Genomic DNA, 24,286 nt, shown 5'->3' with positions numbered 1-24,286 from the left:
CCCGTCCTCCACCGCGCCCCCGCCCGTCACCGGCTCGGCGGCTGGAGTTTCGCGGCGGGAATGATGACGCTCATTTCCCGGGGCGTGGGCTGAACGAAGGTGGCGAGCGCGAACATGCCGGCGAAGACCAGGCCCCCGAGGATGGCGAGCGTGGCGAGGAAGCGAAACAGGGTCGGCACTCGGACGAACCTCGGTCGGAGGAAACTCGGCGGGACAGCGCGGCGTCGGCGGGTGGATCTGGCGGGCGAGGGTTGCACTGCCAAGCCAAGGGTTTGCATCACGCCGGGCGCGCGATGGCAAGGACTTCGGGGTCACAGTTTGCGCCGCAGGAGTTCGTGGCCGGCGAGCGGCAGGCGGCTTCGCCGGGCATGAAGCACCGGCGCCGCTTAAGAATCGTGCCGCGCCTTACAGCCTCGCTTCGCCCGGACGGTGAAACGCGCTAGGATCGGATGAAAGGGCATATCAAGATTCCAACGATGACCGAGACCGAGCCAGCGGGAGGCGACATCGCCGGCGATCCCATCGAAGTCAGGCTCCGCCGCGCGCTCGGCGCGCGCTCGATCGTGCTCGTCGGTCTCATGGGCGCGGGAAAGAGCACGGTGGGTCGGCGTCTGGCGACCCGGCTCGGGCTGATGTTCAAGGATGCCGACAACGAGATCGAGGCCGCGGCCAAGCTCACCATCCCCGATATCTTCGCCATCTACGGCGAGCCGAGTTTCCGCGAAGGCGAGGAGCGTGTCATCGCCCGTCTCATCCGTGAGGGCCCCCTGGTGCTGGCCACCGGCGGCGGCGCCTTCATGCGCGAGGCGACGCGGGCCCGCATCGCCCAGGGCGGGGTCTCGGTCTGGCTGAAGGCGGAACTCGACGTGCTGATGCGCCGCGTGCGCAAGCGCGGCAACCGCCCCCTGCTCCAGACCGAAGACCCGGAAGAGACGATGCGGCAGTTGATGGAGATCCGGCACCCCGTCTATGGCAGTGCCGACGTGATGATCCCCTCGCGCGACGTCTCCCATGATCGCGTGGTGGAGGACGTGATGGAGGCCCTCGATGCCTATCTCAACGGCCCCTCGAACCAAGGCGTCGCCGCGCAGTGAGTGACGGACAGACGGTCCACGTCCCCCTCGACCAGGGCCGTGACTACGACATCCATATCGGTCGCGGCCTCCTCGCCGAAGCCGGCGTACGCGTGGCCGCCCTCGGGGCCCGAGCCGCCGCCATCGTCACCGACGAGACCGTGTCGGCGCTCTATGGCGAGCGCCTGCGCGAGAGCCTGGAGGCGGCAGGCCTGCGCTCCGGCCTCGTCGTCGTCGCGCCCGGCGAGGCCTCGAAGAGCTACGCCACCTATGCGCAGGTCTGCGACGGCCTCCTCGCCCACAGGATCGAGCGCAACGACCTCGTCGTGGCCCTCGGCGGCGGTGTCGTCGGCGATCTCGCGGGTTTCGCGGCGGCGACCCTGAGGCGCGGCGTGCGCTTCGTCCAGGCGCCGACGACCCTGCTGTCCCAGGTCGATTCCTCGGTGGGCGGCAAGACCGGCATCAACTCGCCCCTGGGCAAGAACCTGATCGGCGCCTTCCATCAGCCGCGCCTGGTCCTCGCCGATACCAGCACCCTCGACACCCTGTCCGAGCGCGAGATGCGCGCCGGCTATGCCGAAGTGGCGAAATACGGGCTCATCGCCGATGCCGGCTTCTTCGACTGGTGCGAGGCCAACTGGTCCGGCATCTTCTCCGGCGGCCCGGAGCGCGACGAGGCGGTGGCGATCTGCTGCCGGGCCAAGGCCGGCGTGGTGGTGCGCGACGAGCGCGAGGATGGCGAGCGCGCTCTGCTCAACCTCGGGCACACGTTCGGCCACGCCCTGGAACGTCTCACGGGCTACGAATCCGCCCGCCTCGTCCATGGCGAGGGCGTGGCGATCGGCCTGGCGCTGGCGTTCCGCTTCTCGGCCCGGCTCGGACTCTGCCCGGGCCAGGATGCCGGCCGCGTCGCCAACCATCTGGCGCTGGCCGGCCTGCCCACCCGGCTCCAGGCCGTCCCCGGCGGATGCGGCAACGCCGATTCCCTCCTCGAGGCCATGGCCCAGGACAAGAAGGTCCGCGACGGAGCGCTGACCTTCATCCTCGCCCGCGGGATCGGCCGGAGCTTCATCGCACCGGGCATCGACCGAGCCGAGGTGCGGGCCTTCCTCGAAGACGAATTCCGGGCGGATTGAGCCGCGTCCGCCGTTCCCTCGCCCAGCATGACACCCGAAAGCGGGCGGCCTCGTCGCGCCGCGCGCCGAAGCAGTGCCTCCCGCGAGCAGCGGATCCGCGATCCGAACCGCAGGATCGATTCGGCCGCTCATTGGTATAAGAGAAGGCCTTCCCAAAACCGGCACCGTGCCGGGATGGCGCGGCTTGGTGCGACGACCTCCTGATGGACACGCATACCGACCTCTGGCTCGCCGCGAGCATCGTGGTGATGTCGCTGCTGCTCTCGGCCTTCTTCGCCGGGGCCGAGACCGCCTTCACCGCCGCCTCGCGGGCACGGATGCTCTCTCTGGAGAATGGCGGCGACCTGCGGGCGCGCCTCGTGAACCGCATTCTCGCCTCGCGCGAGCGGTTCATCGGCGCCATGCTCATCGGCTACAACATCGTCGCCATCGGGGCCTCCGCCTTCACCACCAGCGTGCTGACCACGATCTTCGGCAAGAGCGGCGTGCTCTACGCCACTGGGGTGATGTCGGTGCTGGTCATCGTCTTCGCCGAAGTGCTGCCGAAGACCCTCGCCATCAACAAGCCGGATCAGGCCGCCCTGGTCATGGCGCGTCCGGTCGCCTTCGCGGTGGCGCTCCTCGGGCCGGCGGCCATCGCGATCGAGAATCTGGTGCGGCTGATGCTGCGCCCCTTCGGCATCACCATCGGCGATCATCAATCGATCCTGTCGCCGACCGAGGAGATCCGTGGACAGGTCGCCCTGCTTCATCGTGAAGGCGGCGTCGCCAAAGCCGAGCGCGACATGCTCGGCGGGCTTCTCGACCTGCACGAACTGACCGTTTCCGAAGTGATGGTGCACCGCACAAAAATGCGCACCATCAACGCCGATCTTCCCTCCGAGGAGATCGTGCGGGAGGTGCTGGCCTCCCCCTACACCCGCATGCCGCTCTGGCGCGGCACGTCGGAGAACATCGTCGGGGTGCTGCACGCCAAGGATCTGCTGCGCGCGCTGGACGCCGCCGGGGGCGACGCGTCGGGTCTCAAGGTCGAGGCCTTGGCTCTGGAGACCTGGTTCGTGCCCGACACGACGTCGCTCCGCGACCAGTTGAAGGCCTTCCTCACCAAGAAGACGCATTTCGCCCTCGTCGTCGACGAGTACGGCGAGGTGATGGGCCTCGTGACCCTGGAGGACATCCTGGAAGAGATCGTCGGCGACATCGCCGACGAGCACGACGTCGCGGTCTCGGGCGTGCGGCCCCAGGGCGATGGCTCGGTGAATGCCGACGGCTCCGTCGCCATCCGCGACCTCAACCGCGCCATGGACTGGAACCTGCCCGACGAGGAGGCCACGACCATCGCCGGCCTCGTCATCCACGAGGCGCGGGCCATCCCGGATACCGGCACCGCGTTCAACTTCCACGGCTTCCGGTTCCAGGTTCTGCGCAAGGCCAAGAACCGCATCACCTCGCTGCGCATCACGCCGCTCGTGCCGATGATCACGAAAAAGGATGAGGAAGAGGGGTAGGAGGCCGGATCGCGAGGGATCGTCCCCGCGCGCGCCCTACCCCCGTGGCATCGGCCGCCAGCCGGGAGGCGCCATCTCGAAGCCTTCGAACCGGAAGGCCGGGGACACGGTACAGCTCACCAGCGTCCATGCGCCCAGGCTCGTGGCGGTCTGCCAATGGCCCGCCGGCACCACGATCTGCGGCTGCTGCCCATGGCTGAGGTCGGGGCCGAGATAGGTGGCGGCGGCGTCGTGCCCGTTCGGGCTCGTGGTGATCACCATCGGCGCGCCGGCATGCCAGAACCAGATCTCGGCGGCATCGACCCGGTGCCATTCGGAGGTCTCGCCGAGATCGAGCAGGTAGTAGATCGCGCTTCCCACCGAGCGACCGTCGATCTCCATCGGATCGCGAAAGGTCTCGCGGTAATGGCCGCCCTCCGGGTGGGGCTGCAGCCCCAGTCTGGCGATCACCTCGGCAGCGTTCATGTCGGTCCCCTCGTCGCGTCGATCACGGTTGCGGCGCCGGAATGGCGCCCTGCGGCACCTGCAGACCGCGCGGGGCGGCCCCCTCCCCTCGTCCCGCCCCCTCGGCGGCGGGGGCCTTGGGCGGACGCGGCGACTTCGCGACGGGCTTGGCCTTCACCTTGGCGACCGGGGCCACCTTCACCTCCGGCGCATCGCCGCAGCGGCGGTAATCGAGCCGCGCCAGAACCTCGCCGGCCTCGGAGACGATGTTGAGAAATTCGGGCAGCACCGTGAGCTGCTCGTCCCAGCGCACCGGGCCGCCCGTTGTCGCCTCGAGAGCGGCCGGGCTTCCGCCCCTGCGCAGGGCCAGGAGGTCGGGGCCGAAGGCTGTGGCGGCCTTGTTGCCGATGACGACCTGGAGCACGCGCGTCGTCTCCGGTGTCAGGGGGCGCAGCGGGTTGTCGACGGTGATGGCGCCACTGCGCGTCACCCATAGCGAGACGGCGCCCTCGCCCTCGTAGAAGGCGGCCTGGCCGTTGTCGCAGACCACGATCAGTTCCGGCAGCTTCACGGGGGCGAGTTTGGCCGCCGGCATCGCGAAGGGCGTGGCAGGGACGGCCTCCGCCGGATCGACGGGCTTCGCGACGGGTTTCGGCTTCGGCTTGGGTTTTGGCTTCGGTTTCGGTTTCGCGGCCGGAGTCTCGACTTCGCCCGTCGGCGCGGCCGCATCCTCCTGGGCGAGGGCGGAAGCGCCTCCCAGCGTCACGCACAGGAGAGCGGCGCAGGAGGCGAGAACGAGGCGGCTCGCGGGCCGCACCGTCCCCGGCCGAAGCGTGGAGGGAGGATTGCCGGGGGGGAAAGGCGGCATCGACGGGATCTGCATGGTCCCGAGGGTTACCCCAGGCGGAGCGCGGTTGCATCCACTCGTCGCGCATCGCGAAGCACTTGCCGCGCCTCCCGGGCCATTCGGCGCGTATGCGACGAGCGCTTTCGCACAAGAGCGGAAGGCCGACGCCCGAGGCGCGCATGCCGGAACGGTCCTTGCGTCGTGTCCAACCCCTTGCGTCGATGGGATGCGGAGCCGAAACCATGCGGACGGATTGGACTTGCACCGCGAAGACGCTGGCCGACAAGGCCATCCGGCGGTGGATGGCGGATCGTCATGCGCCCATTGTCGCCAGACCGACGCTCAACCTGATCTAAGACGGTTCGACTTCACGACCACCCAGCTCTTCTTCTGCCCAGACAAGGTCGATCGATGCGCATGCTTGACCGCAGCCCAGCCCATGCGGTTCCCGATTCCGGTGAGCTGGAACAGGACCTGATCGCCCTGATCGAGGAATCTCGTGAGCGGGCGAGCGAGGATCCGTTCCGCAATCCCGTCCTCGCGGTGACGCTCGCGATCACCCGCCGCTTCGACCGCGAGGAGATCGGCGAGGATGATCTCGACAGTCTGTTCGCCCGGCTGCGGCTGCAATCCCTGGTCGCTCGGGCCGAACGCCTGCGCGGCTATGTCGGGCTGGATCACGACGCTCACGCATCGGCGGACGCCACGATGCCCGCGCGCCTGGTGGCCGCGATCCCGAAAGGGACGGGCGATTTCGAGACCTTTCGCGATCTCGTCGGGCGCACCGGCTTTGCCGTGGTCTTCACCGCCCACCCGACCTTCGGCATGCCGAAGGCCGTCGCCGCGCTGATCGCGGAGGCCGCGTCCCAGGACAAGGCGGTCGCGCGCCTGCCCCTGATGGAGAAGGCCGCCGCCCTCTCGACGCGGCCGGATGCCAAGATCAGCCTCGACGACGAGTTCGAACAGGCCTGCCTCGCCGCCAATCACGGCCGCACGGCCCTGGACAGCTTCAACGCCGCCCTCCTCGACGCCGCCCGTGCGCGCTGGCCCGACCGCTGGACCGAACTGGTGCCCAAGCCCTTCGCCATTGCATCCTGGGTCGGCTGCGACACCGACGGGCGCACCGATATCGGCTGGTGGGACACCGTGCGCTACCGCCTGGAATCGAAGCGCATGCAGCTCGACCGGGTGATGCGCCACCTGCCCGACGTGCCGGCCACCAAGGTGGTGCGCGACCTGACGCAGGGCGCGCTGGCGGCCGTGAACCGGCAGCTCGCCGTCGCACCGCGCCTCGGCACCAAACCCTCGCTTGAGGCGGTCCACCGCTTCGCCCTGGCGCTCATCATCGAGCGCGAGCGGGCGCAGACCGATTCCGGTCCGATCCTGGCAGGCCTCGCCGGCGCGCTCGGAGGCGTCGAGAGCGACGAGGACAAGCGTGCCATCGCGCTCCTGCGCTCCGGCATCGCCACCCATGGCCTGTCGAACGCCCTACCGCATTTCCGGCTCAACGCCAGCCAGATCCACAATGCCGTCCGCCGGGTCATCGACCTCGAAGGCGAGCCGACGGATGCGGCCCAGCGCCGCTCGCACCTCTCCACCATCCACGCGCTGCTCAACGACGTGCATCCGGTGGCCGTCGATTTCGGAGCGCTGGCCGCCGAACGCGCCTCGGCCGCGCGGCTGATGATGACGATCGCGCAGATCCTCAAGCATGTGGACGGCAGCCATCCGGTGCGCTTCCTCATCGCCGAGACGGAGACCGGCTATACGTTGCTCGCCGCACTCTGGCTGGCCCGGCATTACGGCATCGCCGACAAGGTCGAGATCACGCCGCTCTTCGAGACGGCGAGTGCCCTGGAACAGGGCATCCGCGTGCTCGACGACGCTCTGCGCAACCCGCATTGGCGTGCCTACCTCAAGCGCATCGGCCGGCTGACCGTGCAGTTCGGCTATTCGGATTCGGGCCGCTACGTCGGTCAGCTCGCCGCGAGCTTCTGGATCGAGCGGCTGCGTCTGCGCATCACCGACCTGATGGCGCAGAACGACCTCACCGGCGTCGAGCTCGCGATCTTCGACACGCATGGCGAATCGATCGGGCGCGGCGCGCATCCGACCTCCCTGCGTGACCGCCTCGCCTATCTCGCGCCGGAGGATTCGCGCCACAAGAACCGCAAGGCCGGGATCAAGGTCCGCCTCGAATCGAGTTTCCAGGGTTCGGACGGCTACCTGATGTTCGGGACGCAGGCGCTCGCGCGCTCGACGGTGGAGCGGATCGCCGAGCACGTCTTCGCCTTCGATGTCGCCGACGACGATTCCTTCGCCGACTATGTCCTGTCCGACGCGCCGGGTGCCGACGAGACCGACGACCCGATCTATGGCGAGGCCGATTTCGCCGCCGAATTCTTCACCGTCGCCCGCCAGGACATGGAGGCGCTGGTGGACGATCCCGGCTATGCGGCCCTTCTCGGCACGTTCGGCCCGAGCCTGCTCGATCGCACCGGCTCGCGTCCCGTGGCCCGCCAGACGGATGGCGGCGGCCCCAGCATGATCACGCATCCGCGCCAGATGCGGGCGATCCCCAACAACGCGATCCTGCACCAGCTCGGCTATCTCGCGAATTCGCTGCATGGCCTCGGCCGGGCGGCAAGCCGCGCGCCCGACCTGTTCCGCGACATGCGCCGCGATTCGGTCCGGTTCTCACGTGCCTTCCGGTTGGCCCAGCACGCCTCGGCGGTGGGCGACCTCGACGTGCTGCGCGCCTATATCGACACGCTCGATCCGGCGATGTGGCTGGAGCGGGCGAGACGGACCCAGCGGGACGACCGGCGCGACGAACTCCTCGTCATCGCGACTGCCCTCGATCGCCTGCGTCTCGCACCCGACCTTCGCCGCCTGTTCGGCCGCCTCACCAGCGACTGGCTGAGCCTGCAGGCGGCCGCGCCCGATCTCGGCAAGATGTCGGTGCGGCTGACCATGCTGCACGCCCTGCGCCTCGCCCTGATCCACAGGATCTGGTTCCTCGCCGTGCATATTCCGGGCTTCCGCCCGCAATCGGGCATCACCCGCGAGCAATTGATCGAGCGCTTCCTGCGCCTCGATATCGACGGCTGCCTCGCCATGCTCGACGAGATCTTCCCGATCACGCCGGACCCGACGCTCGGCCTCAATTTCGGCGAGCCGGCCGGCCCGCGCGACGTCGGCACCTACGAATCGGAACACACGACGATCTTCGGTCCGATCCGCCAGTCCTTCGCCCGCGTCCGCGAACTCTCCGGCATGATCCAGCATGAGGTCGGCGCGTTCGGGTAGCCGACCTCGCCGCTACGACCGAAGCGAGCGCCAGGGGGGTTCGGCGAAGCCGCCTCAGGCTCCCGCCGGGCGCGGCCTTTCACCGAAGATCGCGGTGCCGACGCGAATATGGGTCGCGCCCATCTGGATCGCGGCCGGATAATCGGCGCTCATGCCCATGGAGAGGATGGGCAGGTTGTGGCGCTCGGCGATCCGCGCCAGCAGGGCGAAATGCGCCGAGGGCGGCGCGTCGGCCGGCGGAATGCACATCAGCCCATTGATCGCGAGGCCATGGGTCTCGCGACATTCGCTGAGGAGAACGTCGACCTGCGAGGGCGACACCCCGGCCTTCTGCGGTTCATCCCCGGTATTGACCTGAACCAGCAACTTCGGCGTCCGACCCGTGCGCTCGATCTCCTTCGCCAGGGCCGCCGCCAGCGACAGCCGGTCGAGGGCGTGGATCACGTCGAACAATTCCACCGCCTCGCGGGCCTTGTTGGACTGGAGCGGCCCGACGAGATGAAGCTCGACATCGGGGAAGCGCTCGCGGAGCGCCGGCCATTTCGCCTTGGATTCCTGAACGTAGTTCTCTCCGAAGACACGATGCCCCGCCTCCAAGGCCGGCACGATCCCCTCCGCATCGATGAGCTTCGACACGGCGACCAGCGAGACCGTGGCCGGATCCCGCTCGGAATCATGGGACGCCTGGACGATCTTATCGCGCACGGCCTTCAGGCCGGCGACGACGTCGGCGGCGTTCGGATGAGCGTATCTCGGCGGGGAGGTGTCGGGCATGGTGTCTCGTCAGCGAAGGAGGAAGGGCGCTTTGCGCCTGACCTATCACCCGCAACGCACGCTGCAAGCGCGGGGCTCCGCCGATCATGGCTCTGTTGACCGGCAAACGTGCCGTGCTAGTCCGGCATCCAATCGATCCGGCGCTGCGTCAGGCGCCTCGCCAGCGTGGCATGGCCCATATTCCGGCCTGACCCACTTTTCAGAGTCCGCACCATGACCTCCTCTCCCACGCCCGCCCCCGAGCGCTACAACGCCAAGGATGCCGAGCCGCGCTGGCAGGAGGCCTGGGCCGCGCAAGGCATCTACGCCACGCGCAACGACGATCCGCGGCCGAAATACTATGTGCTGGAGATGTTCCCCTATCCGTCGGGGCGCATCCATATGGGGCATGTCCGCAACTACGCCATGGGCGACGTGGTGGCCCGCTACAAGCGCGCCAAGGGCTTCGCCGTGCTTCACCCGATGGGCTGGGACGCCTTCGGCCTGCCCGCCGAGAACGCGGCCATGGAGCGCAAGGTCAACCCGCGTGAATGGACCTACGCCAACATCGCCACCATGCGCGGCCAGTTGCAGAGCATGGGCCTGTCGCTCGACTGGAGCCGGGAGATCGCGACCTGCGACCCCGATTATTACAAACACCAGCAGCGGATGTTCCTCGACTTCCTCGACAAGGGCCTCGTCACCCGCCGCACGGCCAAGGTGAACTGGGACCCGGTGGACCACACCGTGCTGGCCAACGAGCAGGTCATCGACGGGCGCGGCTGGCGCTCGGGCGCGCTGGTGGAACAGCGCGAGCTGACCCAATGGTTCTTCAAGATCACCGACTTCGCCCAGGATCTCTATGACGCCCTGGACGGTCTGGAGCGCTGGCCCGAAAAAGTACGGGTCATGCAGAAGAACTGGATCGGCCGCTCGGAAGGGCTCGAGGTCCGGTTCGCTCTCGATGGCGGGAGCCGTGAGGCCTCCGAGATCAAGGTCTACACCACACGCCCCGACACCCTGTTCGGCGCCAAGTTCCTGGCGATCGCCGCGGATCACCCGGTCGCCGCGTCGGTCGCCGCGACACGCCCCGAGTTGCAGACCTTCATCGACGAGTGCCGCCGTACCGGCACGGCGCAGGCTGCGATCGATACCGCCGAGAAGCTCGGCTTCGACACGGGCCTGCGGGTGCGCCACCCGCTCGACCCGTCCTGGCTGCTGCCGGTCTACGTCGCGAATTTCGTGCTGATGGAGTACGGCACCGGCGCCGTGTTCGGCTGCCCGGCCCACGACCAGCGCGATCTCGATTTCTCCAACAAGTATGGCCTCGGCAATACGCCCGTGGTCTGCCCGGAGGGACAGGACGCGGCGAGCTTCATCATCACCGACACCGCCTATGACGGCGACGGGCGGATGGTGAATTCGAGTTTCCTCGACGACATGACGACGGACGAAGCCTTCCACGCCGTGGCCAACCGGCTGGAGGGCGAGATTCTGAACGGCGAGGCCGTGGCGCAGCGCAAGGTCCAGTTCCGCCTGCGTGACTGGGGTGTCTCGCGCCAGCGCTACTGGGGCTGCCCGATCCCGATCATCCATTGCGATGCCTGCGGCCCCGTCTCAGTGCCCGTCGCCGACCTGCCGGTGAAGCTGCCGGACGAGGTCTCTTTCGACACGCCCGGCAATCCGCTCGAGCGCGACCATGCCTGGCGCAACGTGCCCTGCCCGCAATGCGGCGGCGCGGCGCGGCGCGAGACCGATACGATGGACACGTTCGTCGATTCGTCCTGGTACTACGCGCGCTTTACCGCACCGTGGCTGCAGGACGCGCCGACCGACCGCGCGGCGGTCGATCATTGGTTAGCGGTGGATCAGTATATCGGCGGCATCGAGCACGCGATCCTCCACCTGCTCTACGCCCGCTTCTTCACCCGCGCGATGCAGGCGACCGGGTGGTCCGGCGTATCCGAGCCCTTCGCCGGATTGTTCACGCAGGGCATGGTCGTCCACGAGACCTACAAGGACGAAGCCGGAGCCTGGGTTCAGCCGGCCGATATCCGGATCACCGCCGATGGCGGCGAGCGTCAGGCGTTTCACGTGAAAACAGATGCTCCGGTGTCCATCGGCTCCATCGAGAAGATGTCGAAGTCAAAGAAGAACGTGGTCGACCCGGACGACATCATCGCGAGCTACGGCGCCGACACCGCCCGCTGGTTCATGCTCTCGGATTCACCACCGGAGCGCGACGTCATCTGGACCGAAGACGGCGTGCAGGGCGCGGCCCGCTTCGTCCAGCGCGTCTGGCGGCTGATTTCGCTCGCGACCGCGATCACCTCGGAAACCGGTGGCTCCGATGCCTCCCTGCGCAAGGCGGCTCACAAGGCCCTCGCGGCGGTGGAAGACGATGTGGAGCGTCTGCGCTTCAACCGTTGCGTCGCGCATATCTACACGCTGTCGAATGCCCTCGACGAAGCGATCCGGTCGGCCTCGGTGTCCCGTGCCGCGGTCACGGAAGCCGCCGGTATCCTCACGCAGCTCGTCGCACCGATGATGCCGCATCTGGCCGAGGAATGCTGGTCGGCCCTCGGACGCGATGGACTCGTCGCCCAGGCTCCGTGGCCCGTGGTCGACCGCGCGCTCCTCGTCGAGGACGAGATCACCCTCCCCGTCCAGCTCAACGGCAAGAAGCGCGCGGATGTCACGGTGCCCCGCACGGCCGATACGGCAACGGTGGAAGCCCTGGTCCTCGCCGACGAAGCCGTCCAGAAGGCTCTCGAAGGCCGCTCGCCGCGCAAGGTCATCGTGGTGCCGGGCCGGATCGTGAACCTCGTCGTATGAGCGCGGCATCATGCTTCCGATCCGACCATCGTCCTGCCGCAGAGGAATCGTAAAGCTTGACGCTTATACGGGTGACGTGAGGGGCGGGATCGCCGTAAACAGCGAGACCGGACGGAGAGCAGTGCTGCGATGATGATGCATGGGTTGAGACAGGCGGTGCGGTCCCGGGCGGCGAAAGTCGCGCTGGTCTCCCTGATGGCCGTCAACCTGTCGGCCTGCTTTCGACCGCTCTACGGACCGACCGCGTCGGGCGAGCCCATGGCCGCCCTCCTCGCCTCGGTGCAGGTCGACGACGTCTCGACCGCATCGGGCCAGGAGCGGCTCGGCCATTACCTGCGCAGCGAGTTGATCTTCGATCTCGACGGCTCGGGCCAGCCCTCTCCGAAGCGGTACCGGCTGAAGATGCAGGGCAGCGAATCGATCCAGACTCCGATCGTCTCCTCGCAGACGGGACGTGCCGAGGCCGGCACCCTGGTCGGGACCATTCGATTCTCCCTCGAGACCCTCGATGGTACGAAGATCATCAGTGAGGGTGTCGCCGTCGCCACCACCACCTATGATCGCTCGATCCAGCGCTTCGCCTCCCTGCGTGCGGCCCGCGATGCCGAGATTCGTCTGGCCAAGACCCTGGCAGATCAGATCAAGACGCGGATCGCCTCCGTGCTGGTGACCAAGCCCTGACCGCCGTCAAGGCCGGCGAGATCGAAGCCCTGCTGCGACGCGGACCCGCGTCGCAGATCGCGGTGATCCTCGTCTACGGGCCGGATACCGGCCTTGTGTTCGAGCGTGCCAAGCGCCTGGCGGAAAGCTTCGTCACCGATCCGTCCGACCCGTTCGCACTGGTCAAGATCGATGGCGATATCCTGGCCTCGGATACCGGCCGCCTCGTGGACGAGGCCGGTACGGTCGGCCTGTTCGGCGGCCAGCGCAGCATCTGGGTCCGGCCGGGAAGCCGCAATTATGCCCCCGCCGTGGATGCGGCTCTGAAGTCGGAGATCCCCGGCGCCCGCATCGTCGTGGAGGCGGGTGACCTCGCCAAGAGCGCGCCGTTGCGAACGCTCTGCGAGAAGTCGAGCCGGGCTCTCGCGCTGCCCTGCTACGCCGATGACGAGCGAACCCTCGCCGACCTCATCGACCGCACCCTTCAGGACCACGGCTTGCGCATCGCCCGCGAGGCACGGGACGTCCTCGCCATGAGCCTCGGTGGCGACCGCCGGGCCAGTTTATCCGAGATCGAGAAGCTCGCTCTCTATGCGAAGGGCCAGACCGAGATCAGCCTGGACGACGTCGAGGCGGTGGTGAGCGACGTCGCCGGTAGCGTCCTGAATACCTTGATCGATGCTGCCTTCGTCGGCCGTAGCGAGGAGGTCGAGCGTGATTATCGCCGGTTTCGCCACGAGGGTATGGATCCCTCGGTGATGCTCGGCTCGGCCTTGCGCCATGCCCTCACCCTTCTCTCGACGCGGATCGCTGGGGATGGGCAGAGCCCGAGCATGATGGTCGGCAATTGGCGCGGCTTGCACTTTCGCCGCAAATCCATCGTCGAGGCCCAGCTCGGGCGGTGGTCGCCCGTCGCCCTGCGCCATGCGGTGCAGCTTCTCCAGGAGGCCGTGCTAGCCTGTCGCCGCGCGCAACCCGACCTTGCCCATGCCCATGCGTCGGCGACGCTCCTGCGCATCGCCACCGAGGCTGCGCGTCGAAGAGCGTGACGATGCCTTCGGTCGTACATCGTCGATCGAGGGAAGGCCTGTCCCGTCACGCCCGGCGTTGACGACTCGCTCCCGCCGCGCCTAATCACCCCATGTCCCAGACGAGTCTCTCCTTCGACGTGGTCGTGGTCGGCGGCGGCCATGCCGGAGTGGAAGCCGCCAGCGCGGCCGCCCGCATCGGTGCCCGCACCGCTCTTGTCACCCATTCCGCCGCCACGATCGGCGCGATGTCATGCAACCCGGCCATTGGCGGGCTTGGCAAGGGCCACCTCGTCCGCGAGGTCGATGCGCTCGATGGCCTGATGGGCCGTGTCGCCGATGCGGCCGGAATCCAGTTCCGGTTGCTCAATCGGCGCAAGGGACCGGCCGTGCGCGGCCCTCGCACCCAGGCCGACCGCAAGCTCTATGCGCGGGCGATGCAGGAAGCCGTGGCCGAGACGGCCAACCTGACGGTCGTCGAGGGCGAAGTCGCCGATATCGAGATCGACAAGGCACGCATCGCCGGCGTGGTCCTGGCGGATGGCCGGGCGATACCCTGCGCAGCGGTCGTGCTCACCACCGGCACCTTCCTGCGCGGCCTCATCCATATGGGCGAGGTCCAGATTCCGGCCGGGCGCGTCGGCGAGGGCCCATCGGTCGGCCTTGCCCAGACCCTCGACCGTCTGGGCTTCGCCCTGGGACGCCTCAAGACCGGTACCCCTGCCCGCCTCGACGGCCGTACCATCGATTGGTCCGGCCTCGACATGCAATCGGCGGATGACGATCCGGTGCCGTTCTCGACCCTGACCGAGCGGATCACCACCCCACAGGTCCAGTGTGGCATCACTCGTACCACGCAGGCGGTACACGATCTCATCCGCGCCAATCTCCATCGCTCGCCGATGTATTCCGGTGGGATCAGCAGCCGCGGCCCGCGCTATTGCCCGTCGATCGAGGACAAGGTTGTGCGCTTCGGCGACCGGGAAGGACATCAGATCTTCCTCGAGCCTGAGGGTCTCGACGACCCGACCGTCTATCCCAACGGCATTTCCACCGCCCTCCCCGAGAGCGTGCAGCGCGACCTGATCGCCTTGATCCCCGGCCTCGAACACGCGGCCATCGTACGGCCCGGCTACGCGATCGAATACGATTACGTCGACCCGCGTGAACTCGACACCACGCTCCAGGCCAAGCGCCTGCCCGGCCTGTTCCTCGCCGGACAGATCAACGGCACCACCGGCTATGAAGAGGCGGCCGGCCAGGGTCTCGTGGCCGGCATCAACGCGGCGCGTCTCGCCGGCGGATCCGCTTTATCCGGCTTCGACCGGGCTGAGTCTTATCTCGGCGTGATGATCGACGACCTCGTGACTCATGGGGTGAGCGAGCCCTATCGCATGTTCACCTCGCGCTCGGAGTACCGGCTCTCGCTTCGCGTGGACAATGCCGACGAGCGGCTGACCCCGCGTGGTGCCGCGCTCGGCTGCGTCGGATCGGTGAGAGCCGAGCATTTCGCCCGCTCACAGACCGAACTCGAGGCAGCGCGCGCACGATTGGACGGCCTCTGCCTGACGCCGGCGGCAGCGGCCCGGCATGGCATCGCGCTCAATCAGGACGGCATCCGTCGCAGCGCGTTCCAGCTGCTGTCCTACCCTGAAATCGGCTGGGACCGCTTGGCCGATGTCTGGCCCGAGCTGAAGGAGGTGTCTCCGCGCGTCGCCGACCGGCTTCGAACGGACGCGACCTATGCGGTCTATCTCGACCGACAGAGCGCCGACATCGCCGCCTTCCGGCGCGATGAAGCCGTGACCCTTCCGATCAAGCTCGATTACGCCGCCATTCCGGGCCTCTCGAACGAGATGCAGGCCAAGCTGGAGGCCATTCGACCCGGCACGCTCGGTCAAGCCGCCCGGATCGAAGGCGTTACACCGGCTGCTCTGACATTGCTGGCGGCGCATGCCCGCCGGGCCGACCGCTCCGCCTCGGCTGCCAGCCATGGCCGGTAAGCCGGACGACCGGGCGCGCGTTCTCGCCCAGGCGAATGTTTCACGTGAAACAGCCGCCGCATTGGATCTCTATGTCGAGCAATTGCGGCGTTGGCAGAGCGTCAAGAACCTCGTGGGTCCGGCTACCCTCACCGAGGTCTGGACGCGTCACATTGCCGATGCCCTTCAACTTTTGGACCTCGCACCCGACGCCACCACCTGGCTCGATCTCGGCTCCGGAGCCGGCATCCCGGGGCTGATCCTTGCCATTGCCGGTCGGGACAGGCCTGGATTTCGTGTCGACCTGATCGAGAGCAACGCCCGCAAATGCGCCTTCCTCACCGAAGTCGCGCGCCTGACCAAAGCACCGGCACACGTGCGCAACGTACGGATCGAGGACGCGATCGGCAGTCTGTCCGGCGTTGCCGTGGTCTGCGCCCGCGCCCTCGCCCCTTTGGACCAGTTGCTCGCTTGGACCGAACCGCTGTTGACAACCGGCACCATCGGCCTGTTTCCGAAGGGGCGTGATGCACAGACGGAATTGACCGAGGCAGCGCAACGGTGGAGATTCGTTTACGATCTGGTGCCGAGCCGTACTGAGTCGGAAGCGCGGGTCGTCCGCGTCACGACACTCTCCCGCGTGGATTCATGACCATCGAACCCTCCTCCGCCTCCAGGGCGACGCCCGATCGGCCTTTGCGCGTGCTCGCGCTGGCCAACCAGAAGGGTGGCGTCGGCAAGACGACGACGGCCATCAATCTCGGCACTGCCCTCGCCGCCATCGGAGAGCGCGTGCTGGTGATCGACCTCGATCCGCAGGGTAACGCGTCGACCGGGCTCGGAATCGATCGGCGCTCGCGCAGGGTTTCGACCTACCATGTGCTCGCCGGCGACGCCTCGCTCGCCCAGGCGGTGGTACCGACCGCCGTGCCCCGTCTACTGGTCGCCCCCTCCACGATGGACCTTCTCGGCCTCGAATTGGAGATGGCGAGCTCCTCCGACCGAGCCCATCGCCTGCGCAACGCCATGGCCGATATCGGCAAGACCGGCGCGACGGAGGGCGTGACCTACGTACTGATCGATTGCCCGCCCTCGCTGAACCTGCTCACGATCAACGCGCTGGCGGCCGCGGATGCCGTTCTCGTTCCGATGCAATGCGAGTTCTTCGCCCTCGAAGGATTGAGCCAGTTGCTGCGGACGGTCGAGCAGGTGCGCGCCGCTCTGAACCCACGTCTGACGATCCAGGGCGTGGTGTTGACGATGGTGGACCCGCGCAACAACCTCTCGAACCAGGTCGCGGCCGATGTTCGCGGCTTTCTGGGGGACAAGGTCTACGAGACCACGATCCCGCGCAACGTTCGCGTTTCGGAGGCCCCGTCGCATGGCAAGCCGGTGCTGCTCTACGATCTGAAATGCGCCGGCTCGCAGGCCTATCTGCGCTTGGCCTCGGAAGTGATCCAGCGCGAGGGCCGGCTTCCGGTGGCGGCGTAGAATCCTCGTTTTTCTCGTGTTTGTGTAGCGTACCGGAGTTGAAGCAGGTGGCGATGGCGGATGAAGTGGCGCGGCCCCGGCTCGGGCGCGGGCTCGCGGCCCTGATCGGGGATGTGGGTGACGATAACGGCGATGCGGGCAAGCCGCAGGCACAGCGCAAGGTCGCCGTCGAATTCCTGCGTCCCAATCCGCGCAATCCTCGCCGTCGCTTCCATGAGGCCGAACTCGACGAGTTGGCGGCATCGATCAAGCTGCGCGGCATCATCCAGCCCATCGTCGTGCGCGCCCTCGCCGGCGTTCCGGATACGTACGAGATCGTCGCCGGTGAGCGTCGTTGGCGGGCTGCACAGCGTGCCGGCCTTCACGAAGCGCCGATCGTCGTCGTGGAGATCGACGACCGGACGTCGCTCGAATACGCCATCCTGGAAAACGTCCAGCGCAGCGACCTCAACGCCATCGAGGAAGCCGCCGGTTACGAGCGGCTGATGAGCGAGTTCCGCTACAGCCAGACCGAACTCGCAGAGATCATCGGCAAGAGCCGCTCTCACCTCGCCAACACTCTGCGCCTGCTGCAATTGTCCAGTTCGATCCAGGACCGTGTCGTCGCCGGCGAGATCACGGCGGGTCATGCCCGCGCCTTGCTGGCGGTGAGGGATCCTGAAGCCGTTGCGCGGCGTATCGTGGCCGAAGGCTTGTCCGTGCGCGAAGTCGAGGCTCTCGCCTCGGCCGAGGTGCCGGACGGGGATTCGCCGCGTCCCGGCCGTCCGCGCAAGCCCGAGCGTGACGGGCAGGTGCACAGCCTCGAACAGGCGATGGCGCGGGCGCTCGGTGTCTCCGTCTCGCTCAAGTCGAAGAACCAGGGCAGCGGCGAAATCCGCATTCGCTACGAGACGGCCGAGGAACTCGACGCCCTGTGCCGGCGGTTCAAAGTCTCAGACGGGGCGTGACGAGACCCTCATTCCGGACCTCGGTGGCTGCACCGCGCGGGCAGGCCTCGGCGAGGCAGGGTCATCGAGGTCGGCTGTAGGTGCATCTACTTGCCGATACAGAACCCCGAGAACAGGCGATCGAGCATGTCCTCGACGCCGACCCGGCCGGCGACTTCGCCCAAGGCCCTCACGGCTAGGCGCAGATCCTCGGCGAGGAGCTCGGGGAGGGCAGGTCCCGCTAACAGTCTGTCGAGATGATCGCGGCACCGGGTGAGCCCGTCGCGGTGGCGTTCGCGCGTAATGAGCGCATCGCCTCCGCCCAATGCGGATTCGGCTCGGGCCTCGATGAGCATGAGAAGCTGGTCGAGCCCCTGCCCGGTCACCGCCGAGATGGCGATCTCGCCATTCGCGATGCCTCCGAGATCGGCCTTCGTCCGCACCGTAACGGATCGATCGGAGAGGGGCTTTGCGTCATTCGCGGGCTCGTCTCCCGCATGAAGGGCGAGGACGAGATCGGCCTGATCCATCCGTTTGCGGGTGCGGCGGATGCCTTCGGCTTCCACGGGATCGACCGTCTCGCGCAAGCCCGCCGTATCGACGATAATGACCGGCAATCCGCCGAGATCGCAGCGAATCTCGATGAGGTCGCGGGTGGTGCCGGGTATGGCGGACACGATGGCCGCATCCCGTTCGCTCAAGGCGTTGAGCAAGGTCGATTTACCGGCATTGGGCGGGCCGGACAGCACCACAACGAAGCCCTCGCGGAGGCGCTCGCCGCGGCGGCCATCCGCGAGGATCGTAGCGATCTCATCGCGGATAATGCGAGCCTTGGCGTGAAGGAGCGCGTCGAGAGCGGTGTCGTCGACATCGCCCTCATCGGAGAAGTCGAGGGCCGCCTCCGCACCGGCCAGGAGGTCGATCAGGCGCTCGCGCCACTCGGCCACCTTGCGGCCGAGGACGCCGTCGAGTTGGCGCAGAGCCTGGCGTCGCTGGGCGTCGGTTTCCGCCTCGATGAGGTCGGCGGCTCCCTCGGCGGCGGTGAGGTCCATTCGCCCGTTCTCGACGGCCCGGCGGCTGAAGGCACCGGGTTCCGCGAGGCGGCAGCCGGGATGCGTGGCCAAGGCCGCCATCACGGCTGAGCGCACGGCGAGGCCACCGTGGAGGTGAAGTTCGGCCATGTCCTCGCCCGTGAACGTATCCGGTCCCGGCATCCAGGCGACGAGGGCGGAATCGAGCACGGTGCCGGTCCCGTGCTCACGAAGCGTTCGCAGGGACAGGCGGCGAGGTGGCGGCAGGCGCTTGGCCAGCCTCACGATGAGAGGTCCGGATTCCGGGCCGCTGATGCGGATGACGGCGACGGCAGCACGGCCGAAGCCGCTGGCGGGGGCGAAGATGGTGCTGCCGTCGCTCATCGCTCAAACCATGCCGGAAAATCGACCTGCGAGCAGGGCTATCGAAAGCCGGCGAACGAGATATTTTCTGAAAGAAAACATCGTTATATCGCAGCGACTTCCACGATGCCCCTCGCTCTTATCCCGACATGGGGAAGAGAACCGGAGGGTGAGGAAGCCTTCCGGATACCGTGCCCGCCGAGACTCGTCTTCGAGTGAGCCTCGGGAGAGGTTCGCAGTGAACGAGAGAGAGACCAGCGCCCCTCAGGTGTTCATCGAATCGAAGAAGTCGTTGTTGCTCTTGGTCTGGCGCAGCTTGTCCATGAGGAACTCGATCGCGTCGGTGACGCCCATCGGGTTGAGGATGCGGCGCAGCACGTAGGTCTTCTTGAGCGAATCCGGCGGCACCAGGAGCTCTTCCTTGCGGGTGCCCGAGCGGGTGATGTCGATCGCCGGGAAGATGCGCTTGTCCGAGACCTTGCGGTCGAGAATGATTTCGGAGTTACCCGTGCCCTTGAACTCCTCGAAGATCACCTCGTCCATGCGCGAACCGGTATCGATGAGCGCGGTGGCGATGATCGAGAGCGAGCCGCCTTCCTCGATGTTACGCGCGGCGCCGAAGAAGCGCTTCGGGCGCTGGAGTGCGTTGGCGTCGACACCGCCGGTCAGCACCTTGCCGGAAGACGGCACCACGGTGTTGTAGGCGCGGCCGAGTCGGGTGATCGAATCGAGCAGGATGACCACGTCCCGGCCATGCTCCACGAGGCGCTTGGCCTTCTCGATCACCATCTCGGCGACCTGGACGTGGCGGGTGGCCGGCTCGTCGAAGGTGGAGGCGATGACCTCGCCCTTCACCGAACGGATCATGTCGGTGACTTCCTCGGGGCGCTCGTCGATGAGCAGCACGATGAGGTAGCATTCCGGGTGATTGATGGTGATCGACTGCGCGATGTTCTGCATCAGCACGGTCTTGCCGGTGCGCGGCGGCGCCACGATCAGGGCACGCTGGCCCTTACCGATGGGCGCCACGATATCGATAATCCGCGGCGAGAAATCTTTCTTCGGCGGAGCGTCCAGTTCGAGCTTGAAGCGCTGCGTCGGGAAGAGCGGCGTCAGATTGTCGAAATGGACCTTATGCTTGATCTTCTCCGGGTTCTCGAAGTTGATCGTGTTGACCTTGAGCAGCGCGAAGTAGCGCTCGCCATCCTTCGGACCCCGGATCGGTCCCTCGACGGTGTCGCCGGTGCGCAGGCCGAAGCGGCGGATCTGGGTCGGCGAGATGTAGATGTCGTCAGGGCCGGGCAGGTAGTTCGATTCCGAGGAACGCAGGAATCCGAAGCCGTCCTGCAGCACTTCCACGGTGCCGGCACCGATGATCTCGACCTCCTTGGCAGCGAGCTGCTTCAGGATGGAGAACATCAGCTCCTGCTTGCGCATGGTGGAGGCGTTCTCGACCTCGACCTCCTCGGCGAAGGCGATCAGGTCGGTCGGGGTCTTGGACTTCAGATCCTGAAGCTTGACCTCGCGATGCTGGCCGAGATCGGCAGCGACCAGCCCGACATCTGCCGACGGATCCACGGGAAGGAGGGAGTCGTTCTGTGACGTCATGGGAGAATTGGAACCGACGATGGACGAGGGTTGATCGGGGAGGACAGTCGGAGGAGCGCCGGATGCCTTGTCGGCACCTGTGGTCGGAACGGCGGTGAAGGCCGGTTCCGCGCATCGTCTATGGGGAGCCAATGGCTCTCGGATGCAACACGGCGTAAAAGGAGGGACTTCCCCATATCGCGTTTCCGCATCCGGCTCAAGTCCACCCCGTCGCGATTCGTCGAAAACGAAACCGGGCTGCCTTCGGCGCGACCTCGCACAGGGTCGGTGCAGGCGAGGCGAGGATGATGATTGAGAAACGCGGATGTCGTCAAATCAGGCGGGACGACCGATCGGTGTTCGTCTCGCCGGAGACGCGTTTCGGTGGGTTGCGTCAGCGCCGCCTGAGCCGCACGTAGAGGGCACCGGCGCCGCCGTGATGGCGCGCGGCCTCCTCGAACCCGATGACGATGCTGCGCAGTTCCGGCGAGCGCAACCAATGGGGAACGCTGCGGCGCAGGACGCCACGCTCCGAGAACGCGTCGTCATAGCCCGCCCCGCCGCCCTTGCCGGTGACGACGAGGACATGGGCGTGGCCCGCCGAGCGGCAGCGCATCAGAAAGCCCACGAGGGCCCCGTGGGCTTCGGCCTGATACATCCCGTGGAGATCGATCCGCGCCTCCACCTTGAGAGACCCCCGTCGCAGGGCGAGGCGCGCCTTGCGTTCGAGACCGGGTAGGGCCGGAGCCGTGACGACCATGGCCGCCGCAACGGTCGACGGCGGAGGTGTCGGCTTCACGACGCGTTTTGGAGGTGCCTTGAGCGGCGCATGGGCGGGGACGGGCATCGGCAACGAGGTCTTGGCCGCGACCGGCTTGGTTGCCACGGCCTTGCCCGCGACGGCCTTGCCCGTGACCGCCTTGGCGTCGGGGGCCTGCGTCTCCGACGTCTTCCGTGGCGGGACTGGAGCGCCGCTCGGCAAGGCCTTGGCCTTCTGCACGGCGCGCCCGCGCAACGGGGTGATCAGCCGCGCGATCTCGCCCCAGAGGTAGGCATCCTCGCCCGAGAGGCCGCGGGGTCTGCGTGGCAGCCTCATGGAATGCCAGCCGGGGCGGCCGGGCCGGAGGAGGGCCCCGCACGCGGCTTCGGCAGCAGGACGATGAAACCGACCGCCTCGCGCAGATCGCCGGCGGCGATCCCCGCCGCTTCGCCGGTACCGAGATAGAGGTCTCCCCGTGCCGGGCCGACGATGGCCGAGCCGGTATCGGCGGCGATTACGAGACGCCCCGGTGCGCCGTCTCCGGCGATCCGTCCTTCGAGCCAGAACGGCGTTCCGTAGCGCCACAGGGTGGAATCGACGGCGATGCTGCGGCCGGGCGTCAGCGGAACGCCGGCCGCGCCCGGAGGCCCGAGGCTCGGATCCTCCACCTCGGCGAGGCGGAAGAAGATGTAGGAGGCATTGGCCCGCATCAGCGGCTTGGCGAGTTTCGGATGGGCGCGAAGCCAGCCGGTCCAGCGCGCGAGCGTCAGCCCTTCGAGGGGCAGGTGCCCGGCCTGAACGATGAGCTTGGCCACCGAGGTATAGGGCTGCCCGTTGCGCCCGTCATAGAGTACGCGCACCGCTCGCCCGTCCGGCAGGCGCACCCGTCCCGAGCCCTGGACCTGGAGCACGAACAGATCGACCGGGTCGCGCAGGTACAGCAACGGACGGGTACGGTCGCCGATCCCGCCATCCTCGATGGCGGCACGATCGGGATAGGGCTCGAATCCGGTCCCCGTCGCCCGTGCGGCCCGTAACGCCGGGTCCAACCCCGGCAACGTCTCGCCGGGGGCGAGGCTGACGAGGTCGTCGGGCCGGGCGAGGGCAGGGGTGGTGAAACCAGGTTCGGCGGAAAGCGCGCCGGTCAGCTCCGGCTCGAAATAGCCGGTGAGGAAGCCCGTCCTCCGCGGCGGGCCCCCCACCTCGCCCGGCCTGACGATGCGATAGGCTTCGAAACTCCCCGTGAGGAAGGCCACGGCCTCCTCGGGCCCGACCGTGGCCGCGCGGGCGCAGGCCGCGGCGAGGTCCTCCGCCAAGCCGGTAACGCTCGGAGCGATCACGACCGGGGGTGCCGAGCAGGTGCGCCGGAACGTCTCGAGGGAAGCGGCCGGATCGGAGCCGGGAAAACCCGGCAGGGTGGCGAGATCGACGGGTTCGAGAACCGCCTCACCGACGCGAAGCGGCCCGGCCGCGAAAGCGACCGGGCCGGGAAGGAATGCTCCGACAAGAGCCAGGACGGCGAAGGACGCGATCGTCCGATACGAAAACCCGGTCACGACAAACCCTGGATCCTCAGGCGCCGGCTTCCGTGGCGACGAGCTGCCAGTTTGGATCGCGGCTGCCCAGGGTGCGGGCGAAGGTCCACACGTCCGGCACCTCGGCCACCGCCTCGGCATTGCCGTCGATCACCTGGCCCTCGGCACTGCGGGTCGCGGTGATGAGGTGCGACAGGAACCGCACGGTCACCTGCGCCACGCGGTTGCGCACGTCCACGGCCACGATCTCCGCCTTGTCGAGGGAGACGAAGGTGGTCTCCACCGTCTCGCGGCGCGTCTCACGGGCCGTGATCTCACGCTCGAACCCCTCGCAGACTTCGCGCGAGAGCAGGCTGCGCAGGGTCTTGCGGTCTCCCTTGGCGAAGGCGATCACGATGGCCTCGTAGGCTCCCTTGGCGCCTTCGACGAAGGAGCGGGGGTCGAAATTCGGCTCGACCTGAACGACGGCTTCGAGCCCGTGCGCGACAGCCGAGCCCGGCTCGGCGATGCCGCGCCAATCACGGACTTCGGACACGGGGGCCGGCGCCGAATCGGATTGGGGCTGAGCCCGGTCGGCCCCCGGGAGCCGCACCACGTTGTCGCCCTCCGGCCGCGCCGGCGCTGCCGGATTGCGGCTCCTGTCGACCGGCTTGAACGGCGAGCGCTCGGTTCCGGTCTTCTGCCCCAGCACCGAGCGGAGCCGCCAGATGACGAACACCGCCAGCGCCAGAAAGATCAGGGTCGTCAAATCGAAAGAATCCTGCATCACCGATCCGATCGTGGCCGTCGCACGACTTGCTTGTTCGAGGAGGCTCCCGAAATCCCGCCGCTGCGCCCTTTATCGGAACGCCGCGCAAGGATCGAGCCGAAGAATCCAAGGATTCCGCCCTGGATATGAAGGCGCAACCCGCGAGGTCAGCCCGCATATGGGACTTCCCGCGCGCCGTATCCAGGCAGGGAGGAGCCATGCCGGAGGCCTCAGGGTCAAGTGCGGATCGCCATCCGCGGAGGCGGCTTC

20 protein-coding genes are annotated in these 24,286 nt (G+C 67.7%); 11 read left to right on the top strand and 9 right to left on the bottom strand.

What is annotated here, in order from left to right:
- Positions 1-26: 26 nt before the first annotated feature.
- Positions 27-179, bottom strand: a complete 153-nt coding sequence (locus A3OK_RS0118275) for a hypothetical protein (RefSeq protein ID WP_019906339.1) — start codon at positions 177-179, stop codon at positions 27-29.
- 297 nt (positions 180-476) lie between these two features.
- On the opposite strand from A3OK_RS0118275, the gene A3OK_RS0118270 reads away from it, so the two are divergent.
- The 3 genes from A3OK_RS0118270 to A3OK_RS0118260 all read left to right on the top strand — a co-directional run bounded on the left by A3OK_RS0118270 (position 477) and on the right by A3OK_RS0118260 (position 3,717).
- Entirely contained in the window at positions 477-1,094 is a 618-nt protein-coding gene (locus tag A3OK_RS0118270; RefSeq protein WP_026597406.1) for a shikimate kinase, read from the top strand.
- A complete protein-coding gene (gene aroB, locus A3OK_RS0118265) occupies positions 1,091-2,209 on the top strand; it encodes a 3-dehydroquinate synthase (protein ID WP_019906337.1) in 1,119 nt (372 codons plus the stop codon). The genes A3OK_RS0118270 and aroB overlap by 4 nt, the downstream gene beginning before the upstream one ends.
- A gap of 203 nt (positions 2,210-2,412) precedes the next feature.
- Entirely contained in the window at positions 2,413-3,717 is a 1,305-nt protein-coding gene (locus tag A3OK_RS0118260; protein ID WP_019906336.1) for an HlyC/CorC family transporter, read from the top strand.
- A 36-nt stretch (positions 3,718-3,753) separates the two neighbouring features.
- On the opposite strand, the gene A3OK_RS0118255 is transcribed toward A3OK_RS0118260, so the two are convergent.
- Positions 3,754-4,182, bottom strand: coding sequence for a cupin domain-containing protein (locus tag A3OK_RS0118255; protein WP_019906335.1), 429 nt, complete (start codon positions 4,180-4,182; stop codon positions 3,754-3,756).
- A 22-nt stretch (positions 4,183-4,204) separates the two neighbouring features.
- Complete coding sequence (locus A3OK_RS0118250; protein ID WP_245259379.1) at positions 4,205-5,029, bottom strand: hypothetical protein; 825 nt, start codon at positions 5,027-5,029, stop codon at positions 4,205-4,207.
- A gap of 390 nt (positions 5,030-5,419) precedes the next feature.
- Here A3OK_RS0118250 and A3OK_RS0118240 point away from each other — a divergent pair, with 390 nt between their 5' ends.
- Complete coding sequence (locus A3OK_RS0118240) at positions 5,420-8,317, top strand: phosphoenolpyruvate carboxylase (RefSeq protein ID WP_026597405.1); 2,898 nt, start codon at positions 5,420-5,422, stop codon at positions 8,315-8,317.
- A 54-nt stretch (positions 8,318-8,371) separates the two neighbouring features.
- On the opposite strand, the gene A3OK_RS0118235 is transcribed toward A3OK_RS0118240, so the two are convergent.
- Positions 8,372-9,091, bottom strand: coding sequence for a YggS family pyridoxal phosphate-dependent enzyme (locus A3OK_RS0118235; protein WP_019906331.1), 720 nt, complete (start codon positions 9,089-9,091; stop codon positions 8,372-8,374).
- Positions 9,092-9,304: 213 nt separating this feature from the next.
- Between A3OK_RS0118235 and leuS the strand changes: the two genes are divergently transcribed.
- From leuS to A3OK_RS0118200, 7 genes are all read left to right on the top strand, one after another.
- Complete coding sequence (leuS, locus tag A3OK_RS0118230; RefSeq protein WP_019906330.1) at positions 9,305-11,905, top strand: leucine--tRNA ligase; 2,601 nt, start codon at positions 9,305-9,307, stop codon at positions 11,903-11,905.
- A gap of 129 nt (positions 11,906-12,034) precedes the next feature.
- A complete protein-coding gene (gene lptE / locus A3OK_RS0118225) occupies positions 12,035-12,586 on the top strand; it encodes an LPS assembly lipoprotein LptE (protein WP_019906329.1) in 552 nt (183 codons plus the stop codon).
- Positions 12,583-13,614, top strand: coding sequence for a DNA polymerase III subunit delta (gene holA / locus A3OK_RS0118220; protein ID WP_026597403.1), 1,032 nt, complete (start codon positions 12,583-12,585; stop codon positions 13,612-13,614). Before lptE ends, holA begins: the two co-directional genes overlap by 4 nt.
- Positions 13,615-13,706: 92 nt before the next feature.
- Positions 13,707-15,596: a tRNA uridine-5-carboxymethylaminomethyl(34) synthesis enzyme MnmG gene (gene mnmG / locus A3OK_RS0118215; protein WP_019906327.1), complete on the top strand. Its 1,890-nt coding sequence runs from the start codon at positions 13,707-13,709 to the stop codon at positions 15,594-15,596.
- Positions 15,586-16,227 (top strand): 16S rRNA (guanine(527)-N(7))-methyltransferase RsmG, encoded by a 642-nt coding sequence (gene rsmG, locus A3OK_RS0118210; protein WP_026597402.1) that lies wholly within the window; start codon positions 15,586-15,588, stop codon positions 16,225-16,227. Before mnmG ends, rsmG begins: the two co-directional genes overlap by 11 nt.
- Complete coding sequence (locus A3OK_RS0118205) at positions 16,224-17,066, top strand: ParA family protein (RefSeq protein WP_019906325.1); 843 nt, start codon at positions 16,224-16,226, stop codon at positions 17,064-17,066. The genes rsmG and A3OK_RS0118205 overlap by 4 nt, the downstream gene beginning before the upstream one ends.
- Before the next feature lie 53 nt (positions 17,067-17,119).
- On the top strand, positions 17,120-18,013 hold the full coding sequence (locus A3OK_RS0118200; protein WP_019906324.1) for a ParB/RepB/Spo0J family partition protein: 894 nt from the start codon (positions 17,120-17,122) through the stop codon (positions 18,011-18,013).
- Positions 18,014-18,099: 86 nt separating this feature from the next.
- On the opposite strand, the gene mnmE is transcribed toward A3OK_RS0118200, so the two are convergent.
- The 5 genes from mnmE to A3OK_RS0118175 form a co-directional block, all read right to left on the bottom strand.
- A complete protein-coding gene (gene mnmE / locus A3OK_RS0118195) occupies positions 18,100-19,407 on the bottom strand; it encodes a tRNA uridine-5-carboxymethylaminomethyl(34) synthesis GTPase MnmE (RefSeq protein WP_019906323.1) in 1,308 nt (435 codons plus the stop codon).
- A 243-nt stretch (positions 19,408-19,650) separates the two neighbouring features.
- Positions 19,651-20,994, bottom strand: a complete 1,344-nt coding sequence (rho, locus tag A3OK_RS0118190; protein WP_019906322.1) for a transcription termination factor Rho — start codon at positions 20,992-20,994, stop codon at positions 19,651-19,653.
- Between the two features lie 373 nt (positions 20,995-21,367).
- Positions 21,368-22,069 (bottom strand): Smr/MutS family protein, encoded by a 702-nt coding sequence (locus tag A3OK_RS0118185; RefSeq protein ID WP_019906321.1) that lies wholly within the window; start codon positions 22,067-22,069, stop codon positions 21,368-21,370.
- On the bottom strand, positions 22,066-23,247 hold the full coding sequence (locus tag A3OK_RS0118180) for an MltA domain-containing protein (protein WP_051093043.1): 1,182 nt from the start codon (positions 23,245-23,247) through the stop codon (positions 22,066-22,068). The genes A3OK_RS0118185 and A3OK_RS0118180 overlap by 4 nt, the downstream gene beginning before the upstream one ends.
- 58 nt (positions 23,248-23,305) lie before the next feature.
- Positions 23,306-24,034 carry a Tim44/TimA family putative adaptor protein gene (locus tag A3OK_RS0118175; protein WP_019906319.1) on the bottom strand — a complete coding sequence of 243 codons (729 nt, stop codon included), beginning with the start codon at positions 24,032-24,034 and terminating at the stop codon, positions 23,306-23,308.
- Between the last annotated feature and the right edge of the window lie 252 nt (positions 24,035-24,286).

Origin of the sequence: Methylobacterium sp. 77, assembly GCF_000372825.1 — a bacterium.
GTDB lineage: Bacteria > Pseudomonadota > Alphaproteobacteria > Rhizobiales > Beijerinckiaceae > Methylobacterium.
Note: the sequence above shows the minus strand (reverse complement) of the source record. Positions and strands in the feature narration are given on the sequence as shown.